The 14258-nt window shown below is 61.7% G+C and carries 14 protein-coding genes; 8 read left to right on the forward strand and 6 right to left on the reverse strand.

Annotation, left to right across the window (positions count from 1 at the left end; genetic code table 11):
* Nucleotides 1-68: 68 nt before the first annotated feature.
* From LB556_RS09535 to lptF, 3 genes are read right to left on the reverse strand one after another with little or no spacing between them, the layout of a single operon-like run.
* Nucleotides 69-2489, reverse strand: a complete 2421-nt coding sequence (locus LB556_RS09535) for an LPS-assembly protein LptD (protein ID WP_224566406.1) — start codon at nt 2487-2489, stop codon at nt 69-71.
* A complete protein-coding gene (lptG, locus tag LB556_RS09540) occupies nt 2489-3574 on the reverse strand; it encodes an LPS export ABC transporter permease LptG (RefSeq protein ID WP_224566739.1) in 1086 nt (361 codons plus the stop codon). Before lptG ends, LB556_RS09535 begins: the two co-directional genes overlap by 1 nt.
* On the reverse strand, nt 3571-4773 hold the full coding sequence (gene lptF, locus LB556_RS09545; protein ID WP_224566407.1) for an LPS export ABC transporter permease LptF: 1203 nt from the start codon (nt 4771-4773) through the stop codon (nt 3571-3573). The genes lptG and lptF overlap by 4 nt, the downstream gene beginning before the upstream one ends.
* Before the next feature lie 363 nt (nt 4774-5136).
* Between lptF and LB556_RS09550 the strand changes: the two genes are divergently transcribed.
* Together LB556_RS09550 and LB556_RS09555 are read left to right on the forward strand one after the other, a co-directional pair.
* The gene (locus LB556_RS09550; RefSeq protein WP_224566741.1) at nt 5137-6696 is read left to right on the forward strand and encodes a leucyl aminopeptidase; all 1560 of its coding nucleotides are present in this window, start codon (nt 5137-5139) and stop codon (nt 6694-6696) included.
* Nucleotides 6697-6706: 10 nt separating this feature from the next.
* The gene (locus LB556_RS09555; RefSeq protein WP_224566743.1) at nt 6707-7156 is read left to right on the forward strand and encodes a DNA polymerase III subunit chi; all 450 of its coding nucleotides are present in this window, start codon (nt 6707-6709) and stop codon (nt 7154-7156) included.
* A gap of 496 nt (nt 7157-7652) precedes the next feature.
* Here LB556_RS09555 and LB556_RS09560 read toward each other — a convergent pair whose 3' ends face one another.
* Nucleotides 7653-8123, reverse strand: coding sequence for a carboxymuconolactone decarboxylase family protein (locus LB556_RS09560; protein ID WP_224566409.1), 471 nt, complete (start codon nt 8121-8123; stop codon nt 7653-7655).
* Nucleotides 8124-8208: 85 nt separating this feature from the next.
* Between LB556_RS09560 and LB556_RS09565 the strand changes: the two genes are divergently transcribed.
* The 4 genes from LB556_RS09565 (at nt 8209) to LB556_RS09580 (ending at nt 11018) form a co-directional block, all read left to right on the forward strand.
* Nucleotides 8209-8886 (forward strand): TetR/AcrR family transcriptional regulator, encoded by a 678-nt coding sequence (locus tag LB556_RS09565; protein WP_224566411.1) that lies wholly within the window; start codon nt 8209-8211, stop codon nt 8884-8886.
* An 18-nt stretch (nt 8887-8904) separates the two neighbouring features.
* On the forward strand, nt 8905-9516 hold the full coding sequence (locus LB556_RS09570; protein WP_224566413.1) for a hypothetical protein: 612 nt from the start codon (nt 8905-8907) through the stop codon (nt 9514-9516).
* Nucleotides 9513-10379: a 23S rRNA (adenine(2030)-N(6))-methyltransferase RlmJ gene (locus LB556_RS09575; RefSeq protein ID WP_224566415.1), complete on the forward strand. Its 867-nt coding sequence runs from the start codon at nt 9513-9515 to the stop codon at nt 10377-10379. Before LB556_RS09570 ends, LB556_RS09575 begins: the two co-directional genes overlap by 4 nt.
* A 186-nt stretch (nt 10380-10565) precedes the next feature.
* Nucleotides 10566-11018, forward strand: a complete 453-nt coding sequence (locus LB556_RS09580; RefSeq protein ID WP_224566417.1) for a hypothetical protein — start codon at nt 10566-10568, stop codon at nt 11016-11018.
* 98 nt (nt 11019-11116) lie between these two features.
* On the opposite strand, the gene LB556_RS09585 is transcribed toward LB556_RS09580, so the two are convergent.
* Entirely contained in the window at nt 11117-11428 is a 312-nt protein-coding gene (locus LB556_RS09585) for a transcriptional regulator (RefSeq protein WP_224566420.1), read from the reverse strand.
* A gap of 396 nt (nt 11429-11824) precedes the next feature.
* Between LB556_RS09585 and LB556_RS09590 the strand changes: the two genes are divergently transcribed.
* Together LB556_RS09590 and LB556_RS09595 are read left to right on the forward strand one after the other, a co-directional pair.
* Nucleotides 11825-12382: a hypothetical protein gene (locus LB556_RS09590; protein ID WP_224566422.1), complete on the forward strand. Its 558-nt coding sequence runs from the start codon at nt 11825-11827 to the stop codon at nt 12380-12382.
* A gap of 418 nt (nt 12383-12800) precedes the next feature.
* Complete coding sequence (locus LB556_RS09595; RefSeq protein WP_224566424.1) at nt 12801-13397, forward strand: glutathione S-transferase family protein; 597 nt, start codon at nt 12801-12803, stop codon at nt 13395-13397.
* A gap of 58 nt (nt 13398-13455) precedes the next feature.
* On the opposite strand, the gene LB556_RS09600 is transcribed toward LB556_RS09595, so the two are convergent.
* Entirely contained in the window at nt 13456-14106 is a 651-nt protein-coding gene (locus LB556_RS09600) for an outer membrane protein (RefSeq protein WP_224566426.1), read from the reverse strand.
* Between the last annotated feature and the right edge of the window lie 152 nt (nt 14107-14258).

Genomic DNA, 14258 nt, shown 5'->3' on the forward strand with positions numbered 1-14258 from the left:
CGCCCAATTCCGTCCCTTCCGGATACGCGAATCCGTGCCAGCCCTATGCGGCGAAACGATGTCGCCGCTTATTGGATGGAGTCGATTGCGTTGGTCGACGAGCCAAAGTCGCCGAGGGTGCGGAACGACAGGTTGAATCCGATGCTCTGCGTCACTTCCCTGGTGTTCAGGTCACGCGACTGCGCGTACGTCATCAGATAGGTGAAGCAGGAATCGTTGTAGGCGAAGCCCACGCCGTCCTTGACCAGCAGGCCCTCCTGCAAATCGTAGGTTCCTGTCCCGAACACGCGCCAGTTTTCGGCAAGATGCGTCGATGCGCCGAGCGTGACCTCATGACGGTCGGTCGTGAAACCATAGAGCGGCTGGGCCTGGATGAAGGCGTACTTGGCGCTCAACGACACAGGCAGGCCGGAATAAGCAGCTTTCAGCTCGGCGCGACGGATCTCGAAGCTTTGTTCGTCGAAACGGCCGCTGACCGAGGCCGCGAAGCCATTGGGGCTGGTTATGCCAAACAGGCCGACATAGTCGGACTTGGTGGTCTCAAGCCCTGAATTTGCGCCGACATTGACCAGATCGGGCGCTGCGAAGGAGTTTTCGCCGCCAATCTGATAGGACTGGCCGAAGATCGCATTGGTGCCCCAGCCATTGATGTAGGAGCCGGAATAGCGCAGCCCGACATTGGCGCGCGAGCCGCCCTCGATGCGGTCATAACCGGAGAACTTGTCGCGTTCGAACAGCGTGGTCGCGTCGAAGACCATGCTTTGCGCGTCTTCGTTCGGAATGGAAAGGCCGCCGACATACTGTTCATTCGGGCGCAGGAATACCTGCGCCATCGGCTCGACAACGTGGCTCGACCCGCTGGCCAGCGAGAATAGCAGGGGCCAGCTCATCTCAAGGCCGGCGGTCGCCATGTAGCGGGCAAAGGACGAGCGCATGTCATCCTGCTCGCCCAGATTCGTCGCCATCTGGTTGACCGCGGTGAGCGAGGCCGATGACGCCCTGACATAGTCGACGTCGCCTTGCAGCGCCAGCAACGGCGTCAGCACCAGCCCGTCATCGGTGACAAAGGTCCGTTTCCACTCGGCCGCGGCGGTAAGACGACTGGACTCGCCCTCGATGCCACGCACTCGCTGTACGGGCGTGGAAGAGTCATAGGGAGTGTTGAAAGCCTCGTCGAGATCGTCGCGGCGGATGACGCGCGTGTTGACGTTGAGGGACAACTGGCCACCGGCGACCGATGTGTCGGGAATGTAGGCGTAGTCGAGCGAGGGCAGCACCCAGGGCTGCTGGCCGCTTCGCGCTGCCGGATTGCTGTTGAGCGTGTTTTCCTGGACCTCGAAATGCATGGCGCGCACGTCGAAATAGTTGCGGTCGTTGAGACCGGTCAGATAGACCGACGACTGGTGGACATATGCGTTGTACTTGTCGATGTTGTAGGTGTTCGAGAAATTCTTGTCGGTCTGCAACAGCACGTCCCAGCCGAAATTCCAGCGCTCGTTGATCGCGAACTGTCCCTGCGTGCCCATCATACCGCGGAACTTGTTGGAATCGCCTACCGCGCCCGAATTGATATTGCGACCGGCGCTGTCGATGAAGGCGTCCGGATTCTGCTGCTGGATGCCGGCCATCTTCAAGGTGTATTGGCCGTTGTTGAAGCGCTGGCGCCATTCGGCTTCGCCGAGGAAGCCCTGCTTGGTGTATCCGCTTCCGGTCACCGTCAGATCATATGTCGGCGAAAGAGCGAAATAGTAAGGAATCTTGACGCTGTACCCCAGATGGCTGTTGTAGCCGATGCTGGGGATCAGGAAGCCGCTCTTGCGCTTCACCGTCGGGTCGGCGATCTCGAATGCCGGCAGGTAGGCCAGCGGAAAGCCGAAGAACTCGAAATTCGCGTTCTCGAAGCGAACCGTCTTCTTCTCACCGTTCCAGATGATCTTCCTGGCCTTGACGCGCCACGTCGGCGCCTTGTCGGGCTTATCCTCGCACGGCTCGCAGGCGGTGTAGACACCATTGTGGAAGGTGGTCAGCACGCCGCCCATGCGTTCGGCGCTTTCGGCGGCGAAATAGGCCTTGTCGACGGTTTCAACGCGCAGCGCGTTGACGAAACCGTCGGCGAAATCGTCGGTGATGTCGATGTGCTGCGAATTGATCTTGGTGCCGTCGCTGTTGACGATCTCGACATTGCCGCTGGCAACCATCCGCTTGGTGTTGCGGTTGTAGACGACCTTCTGGGCGACGAGGCGGTTGCCGCCATAGTCGATCTGCACGCCGCCGATGGCGGTCACTGTCTGGATATCGTTGTTGTATTCCAGCGTGTCGGCGGCCAGCAGCATCTGCGAGCCGGACGGAACCGTGGTCGCCAAGTTGCCGACATCCTGCGCGAACGCCGGCAACGGGAGGCCGCAGGCAAGCAGGCACGCCAAGGCGCTCGCCGCATAGAGGCGCGCCAAACGGGCCTGCCTGTCGCTGGGCAAAAACGCCTCCCTCACTAGCCGTCTTCCTTGTATAGCAGGAAAGTCACCCCAAAGAACATAGCTACCACGACCGGCACCCAGGCCGCTATGGCAGTCGGCACGAACCCCGCCACGCCGAACGCCTTCACCAGCACCGAAACGACATAAAGCAGAAACCCGGCAACGACGCCACCCAGAATCATCGTTCCCGACTGCCCCATTCGCGCAAATCGCATTGAAACTGTTGCCGCAATCAGGGTCATGGCGACGAGCAGGAACGGCAACGCCACCAGCGAATCAAACTGCATGGCAAAGGCATTTGCCTTGAGGCCGAAGGAACGGGCAACCTCGATTTTCCCGGGCAGGTCATAGAAAGGAATTGTCTCCGGGCGCGCCAGCCGCTCCTGCACGAATTCCGGCTTCAGATTGGTCGGCACACGATCGTTCGTGGCGGACTGGATGGTGCCATTCCTGAAGGTCTTCACATCCTGCAATTCCCAGTAGCCGTCGCGCAGGTAAGCACGCGCCGCATCCTTACGCTCGACGATATTGCCTTGCTGGTCGAGGATGAAAAAGACCGCGTCGGCCATCTCCAGACCCTGGTTGAGGATGGCCCGGGCGCCGATGATCGTGTCGCCGGAACTGGTTTTCTGGCGAATCCAGGGAGCGGCATCGGCTGAAACCGTGTTGGATTTGCCGGAGCGCAGCTGGGTTTCGATCTGCTCGGACAAAGAGAAAGCATGCGCGGCGAGCGGGTTGATGATCCCGACCGACACGGCGCCGAACATCAGTGCGCCGATGCAGCATGGCAAAAGGAACTGCCAGGCGGAAACGCCGGCGGACCGCGCGATGACGAGTTCGTAACGTCGGTTGAGCGAAACCAACGTCGCCATCGCCGAGAACAAGCCGACGAACGGCACCGTCTGCAGCATGATCATGGGCATTCGAAGGCCTGAAATGGCCATCGCCGTGCCATAGGTGAACCCTGGCAGGCCGGTGGTTCGGCCGGACAGTTCGGTGAAATCGATAAGGAATACCAGCGCCAGAAGGCCGAGGAAGAACCAGATCGTGATCGCCACGTAGCGGAAGAAGAAATATCGGCCCAGAGTCCAGCCCATCAGCCGGCCCCTTGGCTTGGGGTGTCGCGCCCGGACAGGCGCAACTTGAGGGCGTTCCAGCCGTCACCGACGCGGCTGGCCAGGTTTGTCATCCAGTCCGCCCAGGCAACCGGCAGTTCCATGGTCCGGTTCGACACGATGAACCAGATCGCCACCGCGGACGACAGGATCGGCACGCCATAGACCATATAGGAATATTGCGGGACCTCGTCGGCCTTGCTCGCGGCGAAGAAACCCAGCCAGCGCACGAACAGCGAGATCGCGATCGCCGTGATCAGCGGATTGACGCGCGCCTCGCGATGCGAACGCGCGTCCCCCGCCACCGCGAGCGCGATCAGCGCGAAGACCATGGAGTACGTCCATTCCGAAAACCGCTGGTCGACCTCGGCCCGGTACTCCTGGGGATTTTGCTGATAGTTCTTGTCGTTAGGGCTTGGATTGAGCAGGTATTGGGTGGTCTGGTCCTTCGGCAGGAGCGTCACCTGGTTGGCTGCCGCCATGAAGGCCGACATGTCGAAGGCATAGGACGTGAAACGGATGACGCTGAGGTCGCCCGTCAGCGTCTTGCGATGGATGACCCCGTCATTCATCATCAGCACTTTCTCGCCGCCCCGCTCGATGATGCTGCCGGTCTTGGCGTAGTAGACGAGATTGACGCCTTCCTCGCGCGAATCGGCGACGAAGATGCCGCCCAGCCGGTTGTCGGGAAGCCGCTCGCCAATCTGCAGGAACAGCCCGTCCTCGATCTTGCGGAATGTGCCTTCCTGGATGATCAGCGACAAAAGGTCGGCGCGCGACTCCGCCACCAGGGCGCGGTTCTTCTGTCGTGCATAGGGGTCGATGCCGTTGTCCACGGCGAACGAAAAGACGCTGGCGGCCAGCGCCAGCAGCATGATCGGCCGCACGATGGTCCAGCGCGAGGCGCCCGATGCATTGACCACCGCGAGTTCCGAATCAGAATTCATCACACTGAGTGTCTGAGCGACCGCCACCACGAGCGCGAAAGGCACGACGATCGGTATGATGGAGGGGAGAATAAGAGACGCAACCTCGAAGAAGGTCAAAGCTGACTGGCCGCTGTCGGTGACAAGGTTGATCTTGGCCAGCACCTGCGTCGTCCACACGATGGCCAGCGTCCAGACCAGCGCTGCCAGGAAGACCACGAAAGCGCGGCGCATGATGTAGCGTTCAACGACCTTCATGAAGGCTTTACTCGATTTTCTCGAACGGCATCATGCCACCACGCCAAGGGTAGCTGTCCGGCGCCGCCCGCACAACTGGCTCCGTTGGGCTGCATTAGGCCGGCGATCCGGCTCCCGTCCCACGTCGCGTGCCACAGTAGGCCGGAGTGTCGGCGGCAATGGATAAGAAAGGACCAACATCGATGGTTAACAACAGGTTGCGGCATGAAGCGGGCCGTGCCGCGACGAATCGCCATCGATTCCGCGTCTCATATGGGTAGCCATTTTGGCAAAGTCTTGCCAAATGCCGGAAAACGACCAAATGTCGCGGATCGCTTCAAACCGCTTCGCGCAAAGCCGCGCAATCCCCGAAAGCAGGACATGATGAACCCCAGACCGTCGATCGCCTTTGCAAAATTCGCCGCGCCCCAGACGGCGGCGAACAGAAAGGGCACGGTCTTCGTGCTGTCGGCGGATGAGGGTGGCTTGAGCGATGCGGCCAAGGCCTACGATCCGGGCAAGACGCTGGATCGGGCTTTCCCGGTCGCGGAGTTTACCGGCAAGTTCGCCGGCACTGTCGAAATCCTGGCACCGGAAGCAACATCGCTCGACAGGTTGGTCGCGGTTGGCGCCGGCAGGGTGTCGGGGCTCGACGAGTATGCCTGGCTCAAGCTCGGCGGCACCATCGCGGCATCGCTGCGCAAGGCAACCGACGTGGCCGTTGTCCTCGACCTGGCTGGTGCCTCGCCCGATGGCAAGGACGCCGCGAACCTCGCGGCCGGCATTCTTTTGCGCAGCTATTCCTTCGACAAGTACAAGACCAGGAAGGATAAGGACGACGGCCAGGCGGGAGGCCAAGGGGGAGGCCAAGGGGGAGGCCAAGGGGGCGGTAAGGCCGATCCGAAGAAGCCGATCAAGGTGACCATCCATACCGCCGACCCGGCAGGCGCCAGGAAAGCCTTCGCCGATGCCGAGGCGGTGATCGACGGTGTGCTTCTGGCGCGCGATCTGGTCAACGAACCGGCGAACGTGCTGGGACCGGTCGAGTTCGCCGCCCGCGCCAAGGAACTCGAGGCGCTCGGCGTCAAGGTCGAGATCCTCACCGAGAAAGAAATGAAGAAGCTCGGCATGGGCTCGCTGCTCGGCGTCGCGCAAGGCTCGCCCCGAGGCGCCCGTATGGCGGTCATGCAATGGAATGGCGGCAAGCCGAAGGAAAACCCGGTCGCCTTCGTCGGCAAGGGCGTCACGTTCGACACCGGCGGCAATTCGATGAAGCCGGCGTCGGGCATGGAGGACATGAAGGGCGACATGGGCGGCGCTGCCGCCGTGACCGGGTTGATGCACGCGCTTGCGGCGCGCAAGGCCAAGGCCAACGTCGTCGGCATCATCGGGCTTGTCGAAAACGCGGTCGACGGTCATGCCCAGCGCCCGGGCGACATCGTCACCTCGATGTCGGGACAGACCATCGAGGTGCTCAACACCGATGCGGAGGGGCGCCTCGTTCTGGCCGACGCGCTTTGGTACTGCAACGACCGCTTCCAGCCGAAATTCATGGTAAACCTGGCGACGCTGACCGGCGCCATCATGGTTGCGCTCGGCCTTAACTATGCCGGCCTCTTCTCCAACAACGACGAACTGGCGCAAAGGCTGACCGCGGCTGGACAGTCGACGCAGGAGCGGCTGTGGCGCATGCCGCTTGGCGCCGAATACGACAAGCTGATCGATTCCAAGAACGCCGACATGAAGAACATCGGCGGCCGCTACGGCGGCGCGATCATCGCCGCGCAGTTCCTGCAGCGCTTCGTCAAGGATACGCCCTGGGCGCACCTCGACATTGCCGGCACCGCGATGGGCTCGCCGTTGAACGAGATCAACCAGTCGTGGGGTTCGGGCTTCGGCGTACGGCTGCTGGACCGGCTGGTGCGTGATCACTACGAGAGCTGACGTCGATCCCATGGCCGATGTGCTGTTCTACCATCTGACCGAATCGACGCTGGAGGATGCGCTGCCGGGCCTGCTCGAGCGCAGCGTCGATCGCGGCTGGCGCGCTGTGGTGCAGACCGGCACCGAGGAGCGGCGCGACGCGCTCGACCAGCATCTGTGGACTTTCCGCGACGATTCCTTCCTGGCACACGCGACCGATCGCGAAGCGTATCCAACGGAACAACCAATCCTGTTGACCACCGGCAACGGCAATCCCAACGAAGCCAAGATCAGGTTCCTGGTCGACGGCGCCGCGCCGCCCGATCTTGGCGGCTACGAGCGTGCGGTGTTCATGTTCGACGGCCATGACGCAGCCCAGGTCGAGATGGCCCGGGCGCATTGGAAGACGATGAAGGGCGCGGGCCACGCCGTGACCTACTGGCAGCAGACCGCGGACAGGCGCTGGGAGCGCAAGGCGTGAGCCCTCGGTTTCTCGCAAATGGCGATGCCTGTTGCTTTGCTTTGATGCGCTGCGGTGAGCGTTCCGGAGGCGGCATCACTTCACCCGAATGAAGGACGGCTCAGAAAAGCGTCAATCGTTAGGTTGCAATGAGATTGCTGCCAAACCCGCCAGGGCTGCAGATCTAAACACTTGGTTGAGAATACTTTGCCGGTATCTTTCTGCGAATGGCATCCGCGTCGCAACTGGCAGTGGCGCAGAATGCGCGCTCACGCATCCGGGTTGATCGTGGCACTGGCGCGCGGACTGTAATTTAAAGATGTCCGAGACTGGCGATGGCCCGCTGCTACGCGGGCCATCGTGGTCAGGGCAAGCATGAAGCAGGGCGGGCGCATTTATCCTCTTGCCGGCGGTCTTATTGGCCGCCCATTTCCGTCTTGCCGGCGGCCTTGTTGACCGCCCATTTCCGTCTTGCCGGCGGTCTTATTGGCCGCCCGTTTCCGTCTTGCCGGCGGTCTTATTGGCCGCCCATTTCCGTCTTGAATGTATTGAAATCAACCTGCATGCCATTGAAGATAGTGCTCCAGTGGCGGGTCAACGCGGCCATCGCCACGGCTTCCTGGATCTCCTCGTCGGTTGCGCCGGCACGTTTGGCGTCCTGCGTATCCGACCAGATGCAATAGGTGCACGGGATTTGCGCGGCCACGGCCAAGGAGATCAGCGACTTGACCTTGGGCGGCAGCGCCGTCTTGTCGCTGAGTTCGATGGCCTTGACCTCGGCCCAGGCACCGGGCAGACCGGTTTTGGGAAACTGTTTCACAAAGCTCGGTACGCCGCCCATGGTCGACTGTATGTCCTTGAGGGTTGCATCATAGTCGTCGGCATGGGCCGGCGCGGTGCCGAGCGACAGCACACAGGCCGCGGCGGCGAACAGGAACGCACGTTGGGATGAAGACTGCACGGATTTGACGATGCGATGGTACGACATGGTTTTCTCCTCTGGCCTTTGTTAGCCTTACGATGTAAGGTGACGACGAAGATGAACCTTACACTGTAAGTTGTCAAGCGACGCGATGGATCAATCAATCAAGAAAAAGAGAGCGCGTGGGCGTCTGTCGCGCGAAATGATCGAGGACGCGGCTTTCGAGGTGATCGAGAGGGAGGGCCTTCCCGGCTTTTCGATGCGCAAGCTTGCCGCCGCGCTTGGCTGCGAGGCGATGAGCATCTACCATCACTTTCCCTCGGTGGCGCATCTGCACGAAGCGTTGATCGACCGGCTGATCGCCCCGCTTGAAATCCCCGACGCCAGCCTTCCATGGCGGCAAAGAATGCGCATCGCCATTGAGGATTTTCGCCGCATCGGCCGCGACCATCCCGCCTATTCCAGTTTCATCGTTACCTATCGGATGAACTCGCCGATTTGCCTTGCCTGGTTGAACGGCATTATCGGCTTGTTCAAGGATGGCGGCTTCGACACGGAACTCAGCGCGCGGCTGTTCCGCGCCGTCGGCTATTATCTGATGGGCGCGGTGCTGGACGAGAACGCGGGCTATTCCAGGGGCCCGTCCGCGGTGAACACGGTCAGCGACGAGCAACTGGCGAGGGACTATCCGAATGTCATGGCAGCCGGGCGCTTTTTTGGTGCCGCCGAATTCGACAAGACATTCGAACTCGGCCTCGACATGGTGCTGGACGAAATGGAACGGCTGCGCGACGGTGCCGATGCAAGCCAACCCTCCGATCAGGCTTGACGCAAGGTGACCGTCTGAATGCGCTTTCTGTTTGTCCTGGTCCTGTTGGCCGGCACCGGTATCGGTCTCATCTACCCCTGGGCGATGACAAATTTTTCCGGCCGCGAAATCGGTACCTGGCGGGTTTATGAGCAGGGCCGGTTCAGACCGTTGACCGTATCGCTCTCAGGTCGCGATGCGCCTGTGCGGGTGTTGGTCGACCTCACCGCGAGAGCCGAGCGCATCGTTTCGCAGCAACGCACGGTATTGACGCTGACCGCCGCCACCAACGGCCGTACGGTGCTTGCCTCGACGCTGCAGTTCAACCATGCGGACAATCCGCGCCAGGCCAGCCCGCAGCTGCCTGACAAGATCTTCCGCGATGAGGCCGGCCTGATCGCCTCCGTCAGCCCTGGCGCTTACATCTTCACGGCCGGCCCGGGCGATGCCGAGGGTATACCGATGCGAGCGGTCGATCTTGTCTTGCGCTCCGGCGTCGGCGAGATCGACGGTCGCGCGCGGCCGATCGGCTTCTCGCTGATGGCGGTCGGTTTGATAGGTTTCTTGCTGTCCTTGCGCTCTGGTGGTGGTCGACCCGAAAATCCGAGCTCGCAACCGCCGCCGCCACGCTGGGGCAGGGACCCCAAATGAATTACCGTCACGCTTACCACGCCGGAAATTTCGCCGACGTCGTCAAACATGTCGTGCTGACGCTCCTGCTCGAATATCTGAAGCAGAAGGACAAGGCGTTTCGCGTCGTGGATACCCATGCCGGCATCGGCCGCTACGATCTGTCGTCGGTCGAAGCGCAAAAGACCGGCGAGTGGCAGGGCGGCGTTGGCAGGCTGATCGATGCCTCGTTCGACGTTAAGGCGGCGGCGCTGCTGGCGCCCTATCTGGCGGCGGTGCGCGCGCTCAATCCCGAGGGCGGCGTGAAGAAATATCCGGGCTCGCCGTTGCTCGCGCGCAATCTCCTGCGCAAGCAGGACCGGTTGTCGGCGGTCGAACTGCATCCGAAAGACGCCGCCAGGCTGAAGACGGAGTTCGCCGGCGATTTCCAGACAAGGGTGATGGAACTCGATGGCTGGCTTGCGCTCGGGGCGCACCTGCCGCCAAAGGAAAAGCGCGGCCTCGTGCTCATCGACCCGCCCTTCGAGGAAGAGGGTGAGTTCGGCCGCCTCGTCGACGGGCTGATGAGGGCGTACAGGCGCTGGCCCAGCGGCATCTACGCGCTGTGGTACCCTATCAAGGACCGCAAGGCTGTCATCGCCTTCAGAAAAGCGCTGAAGCAATCCGGCATTCCGAAAATCCTCGACATCGAATTCGAGATCAGGCCAGCCACTTCCCAACCCAGCCTCGATGGCACCGGCATGGTCGTGGTCAACCCGCCCTTCACGCTGGAAGGCGAACTGCGAACCGTCTTGCCGGCGCTGCACGGATTGCTCGCCGTGGAAAAGCCGGCGCATTGGTCGCTGGAATGGCTGACCGGCGAGCAGGTCCCGCCGCCTGTATAGCCGCCTTCGATCGCCGCGCTCGTTACGACCGCACGATCCGCCTTCTCGGAACTTCGCCGCTGCCAGTGCATTGCTGCTTCCAGCAACTGCCCGGCGCCGGTTTTGTGGAAACCATTGTTTCGGCAACCGCTTGACCGCCGCCAAGTGAATCCGCACAGTGCGTGCAATCGACCTTGAGAGGCTGCCATGACTCGCTTCGCCAAATCCGCACTTGCTGCCCTGGTTTCGCTCTGCACCCCCTTTGCTGCGCCTCTCGGTATCACCCAGGCGGTCCATGCCGCCGACCTTGCCGTCTATTCCGGGGACGATGGCAGCGTCTGTGGCGAGACATGGGTGCTGAGCAAGATCACGCATCGGTTCTCCTACCAGGTGCATCACGTGCCGCATCTGCCCGATGTCGCCATCACCGATTTTCGCAACATTCGCCAGCATCGCTATCAGCAGGCAAGCGAGGAATGGCCGATCGGCCGTCACTATTGCCGGGCAACCGTCAGCCTGTCGGATGGCCGGGACCGGTCGATCTTCTACCTGATCGAGGAAGGCCAGGGCTTTGCCTCGATCGGCGACAATGTCGAGTTCTGCGTCGCGGGTTTCGATCGCTGGATGGTCTACAACGGCCGTTGCCGCGTCCTGCGCTGAACGCGCCTCTTCCTTCCCGATCCTTTTTCGCGCCTGCTGCCTGAAAGGTCGCGGGCGCTTTGGCGCCGGCGTAGCCTCTTGTTCGCTCGGTCGCAGTGCTACTTCCTGCGCCGCGTTGCCTCTGCCTGATCGATGATCTCGCGAAGAAAGACAACGTGACCGCGAAAGGCCCGCCGCCCGGCCGTCGTCGCTCTGATCCGTGTCCGCGGCCGGCGTCCGACAAAAAGCTTTTCAATATCGACATAGCCGGCCCTGGCCAGCGTATCGAGATGTGCCCCGAGATTGCCGTCCGTGGTTTCGATGATGGCCTTCAACTGGGTGAACTCCAGCGCCGCGCGTCTTTCCAGCGTGTTCAAGGCGGCCATGATCCTGAGCCGTGTACTCTGGTGGATAACGTCGTCGGCGCTCATCAATCCGATCCTTGACGGAATACTCTGCAAAGTAGAGTTCTCTGTCAATCTGGACCTGTGCTCGAAACATGGTTGACAAGGTGATCTTCAGTTCGATCGTCGCATCGCGCTCGTGATCCGCACGGACCGCTCGCTTGCAAAAGATGATCGCCTCGATGAGACGGCGGGTCATGATATTCGCGGCCGAAGATCATGCGGGAAGTTGCTCGCTAAGCTTCGGAGCTTCACGGCGCGCCCGCATCGGAAATGCCGGCTTCAAATTGCTGGTGGGGTCGGAAGATCAACGGCGGATTTCTCGAGCGAAGAGTATGATTGTGCGTCGATCGCAACCAAAATTTAAGTTGAGAAAATCATATCGTTGCTTCGCTGGCTAGCGAGACGCGAGTCAGATATGCATTGCGCGTCGGGGTCACTCACGGCCATCGGCACAACGTGAAGGGGCATGACATGGCTAAGCAGTCATCTAAAGCGCCGGCATCCAAGACACCGGCAAAGAAAGCACCTGCAAAAGCAGTCGCGGCGAAGGCCGCAACGGCAGTAAAGAAAGCAGCACCTGCCGCCAAGCCGAAGGCCGCAGCGGCCAAGGCGCCGGCAAAGAAACCTGCCGTCGCGGCGAAGAAACCCACAGTAGCGGCAAAGGCTGCTGCGAAGCCGGCGGCCAAGAAGGCAGCGCCCGCGAAGGCTGCGCCCGCGAAGGCTGCGCCAAAGCCGACCGCGAAAGCGGCACCGGCCAAGAAGCCCGCGGCAAAGGCCGCGTCCAAGCCCGCTGCCAAGAAGGCTGCGCCTGCGAAAGCCGCGGCGAAGCCGGCCGCGAAAGCCCCGGCGAAGCCAACGAAAGCAGCCGCGAAGCCAGCGAAAGCAGCTGCAGCCGCGACCAAGCCGGCAGTGAAAAAAGCCGCGGCGCCGAAGGCTAAGGCAGCGCCTGCGAAGGCGAAAGCTCCGGCCAAGAAATAAGCCGGGCCGTTGGGGCGCCGCGTGTCCTTCAGGGTACGGCAGGGACGCTTTGACGCTCTGGATGCGAGCATATCCGGCAGCGGGTTCAGCCCTCGGGGTTGAGCGTCGGGAAAGAGCCGAGGGGCAAGCAAAGCGAGGCGCCGGTTGGCTGCCTCGCTCGCCAGGCTTTCGCTCCTCGCTATGTTTGTCGAAATTTCGACGCGGCGCTTGGGTGCCCCGTGAAATGTGAATGCAGGTTTTGATCCCGGTGGCTTGCTGTCGTGGCCTGCTGATATCGTCCACTGTACCGTTTGGGGGCTTGGCGTGATGCCGGGTCGGAAACCGCAATCGGTTTCTGGCCACTGTTTTTTTGCACTTGGCGATTGATCGCAACGGCCTGTGCGGTCAACACTGGATGTCCGCAAACAGGAAACTGATCATGCCGAAGCTGCTCTACGCGTCCGCCTCTCCCTACAGCTCCAAGGTAAGGATGGCCGCCGCCTATGCCGGAATCGCCCTCGATGAGGTGCCGGTCAAGACCGAGGACAGGCCGGCCGAACTGATCGGCGCCAATCCGCTCGGCAAGATCCCGGTTCTGGTGCTCGACGATGGCCGTTCTATCCACGACAGCCGCGCCATCACCCAGCACCTCAACCGTATGTCGAAGAGCGCGCTGTTTCCACGCAATGCCGACAAGCGTCTGGAAGCGGAAGTGCTGGAGGCGCTGGCTGACGGTATCTGCGATTGCGCGCTGTCGATGGTCTACGAGCGTCGCACCCGGCCCGAAGAGATGGTCTATCAGCCCTGGCTCGACCGCCAGTGGGCGAAGATCACGGCAGCACTCGATCTGCTCAACGCCAATCCGCCGAAACTGCCGAAGAAGATCACCGCCGGTCAATTGGCATTGCGGGCCTGCCTCGGCTATCTCTCGCTGCGCTTTGGCGGTCAGTGGGAGAAGGGGCGCGGCCGGTTGACCCGCTGGGCGGCGCGCTTCGACGAAAAATTTCCGGAGCTGAAGTCCGCGGTTCCGGCCTGAGCGGACGTAAAAAAGCCGGGCGCGAGGCCCGGCTTTTTCGTGTCGTGGCTTGGACGACTTAGAACTTCATACCAAGGCCGAAGGTGACGCGGTTGTCCGTCGCCTTGACGCTGCCGACATTGCCGAAGCTCTTGCTGCCGAAGTCGGTATAGCGATACTCGACGCGGCCGAACACGTTGTCGGTGAGCTTGATGTCGGTGCCGACACCCGCAGTCCAACCCACCATTGTGGCGCGGTCGCTGCTGACACCATCATCGATTTTCAGGCTTCTGCCGGCGAGACCGCCGGTGCCATAGAGCAGGATTTCCGGAGTCACGGCGTAGCCGAGACGGGCACGCAGAGAACCTTCGAAGCCGGCCTTTGAATCAATACCGGCGTTGTCGCCCTTGACGCCGTTGTAGCCGAGTTCGGCTTCACCGCCGTATACGAAGTTCTCCTGCTGCCACTGGTAGCCGCCGAAGACGCTGCCGACGAAACCCTTGGTTCCGACGTTGACACCGATATCTCTGGCATTGGAATGGCCGCTGAAGCCATAGCCGACGTTCAGACCGGCATACGGGCCAGCCCACGATGCGACCGGAAGTTCGGCAACCGGCGCGGGTGCCGGCGGCTCTTCCTGGACGACATCCGCCGCGTAGGCGGTACTACCGAGGGCGAAGAGCCCGAGCGCAACAGCCAGCGGCCGTGCGAATTTGAGATTGGCTTGCATTGTTCTTTACTCCTTAAGCCACAGGACACAGGCTTGTTTCTCACGATCGCCATCGACCCGCCCGGGGGGTGAAACGGATCTGGCGTTCGTCGGTTCCAAATGTCGTGTCAAAATACGGCTGAAGCGAACCTGAACTTGGGTGATTCCCCGGC

Source organism: Mesorhizobium sp. ES1-4 (genome assembly GCF_020164745.1).
In the GTDB taxonomy this organism is placed as follows: Bacteria; Pseudomonadota; Alphaproteobacteria; order Rhizobiales; family Rhizobiaceae; genus Mesorhizobium.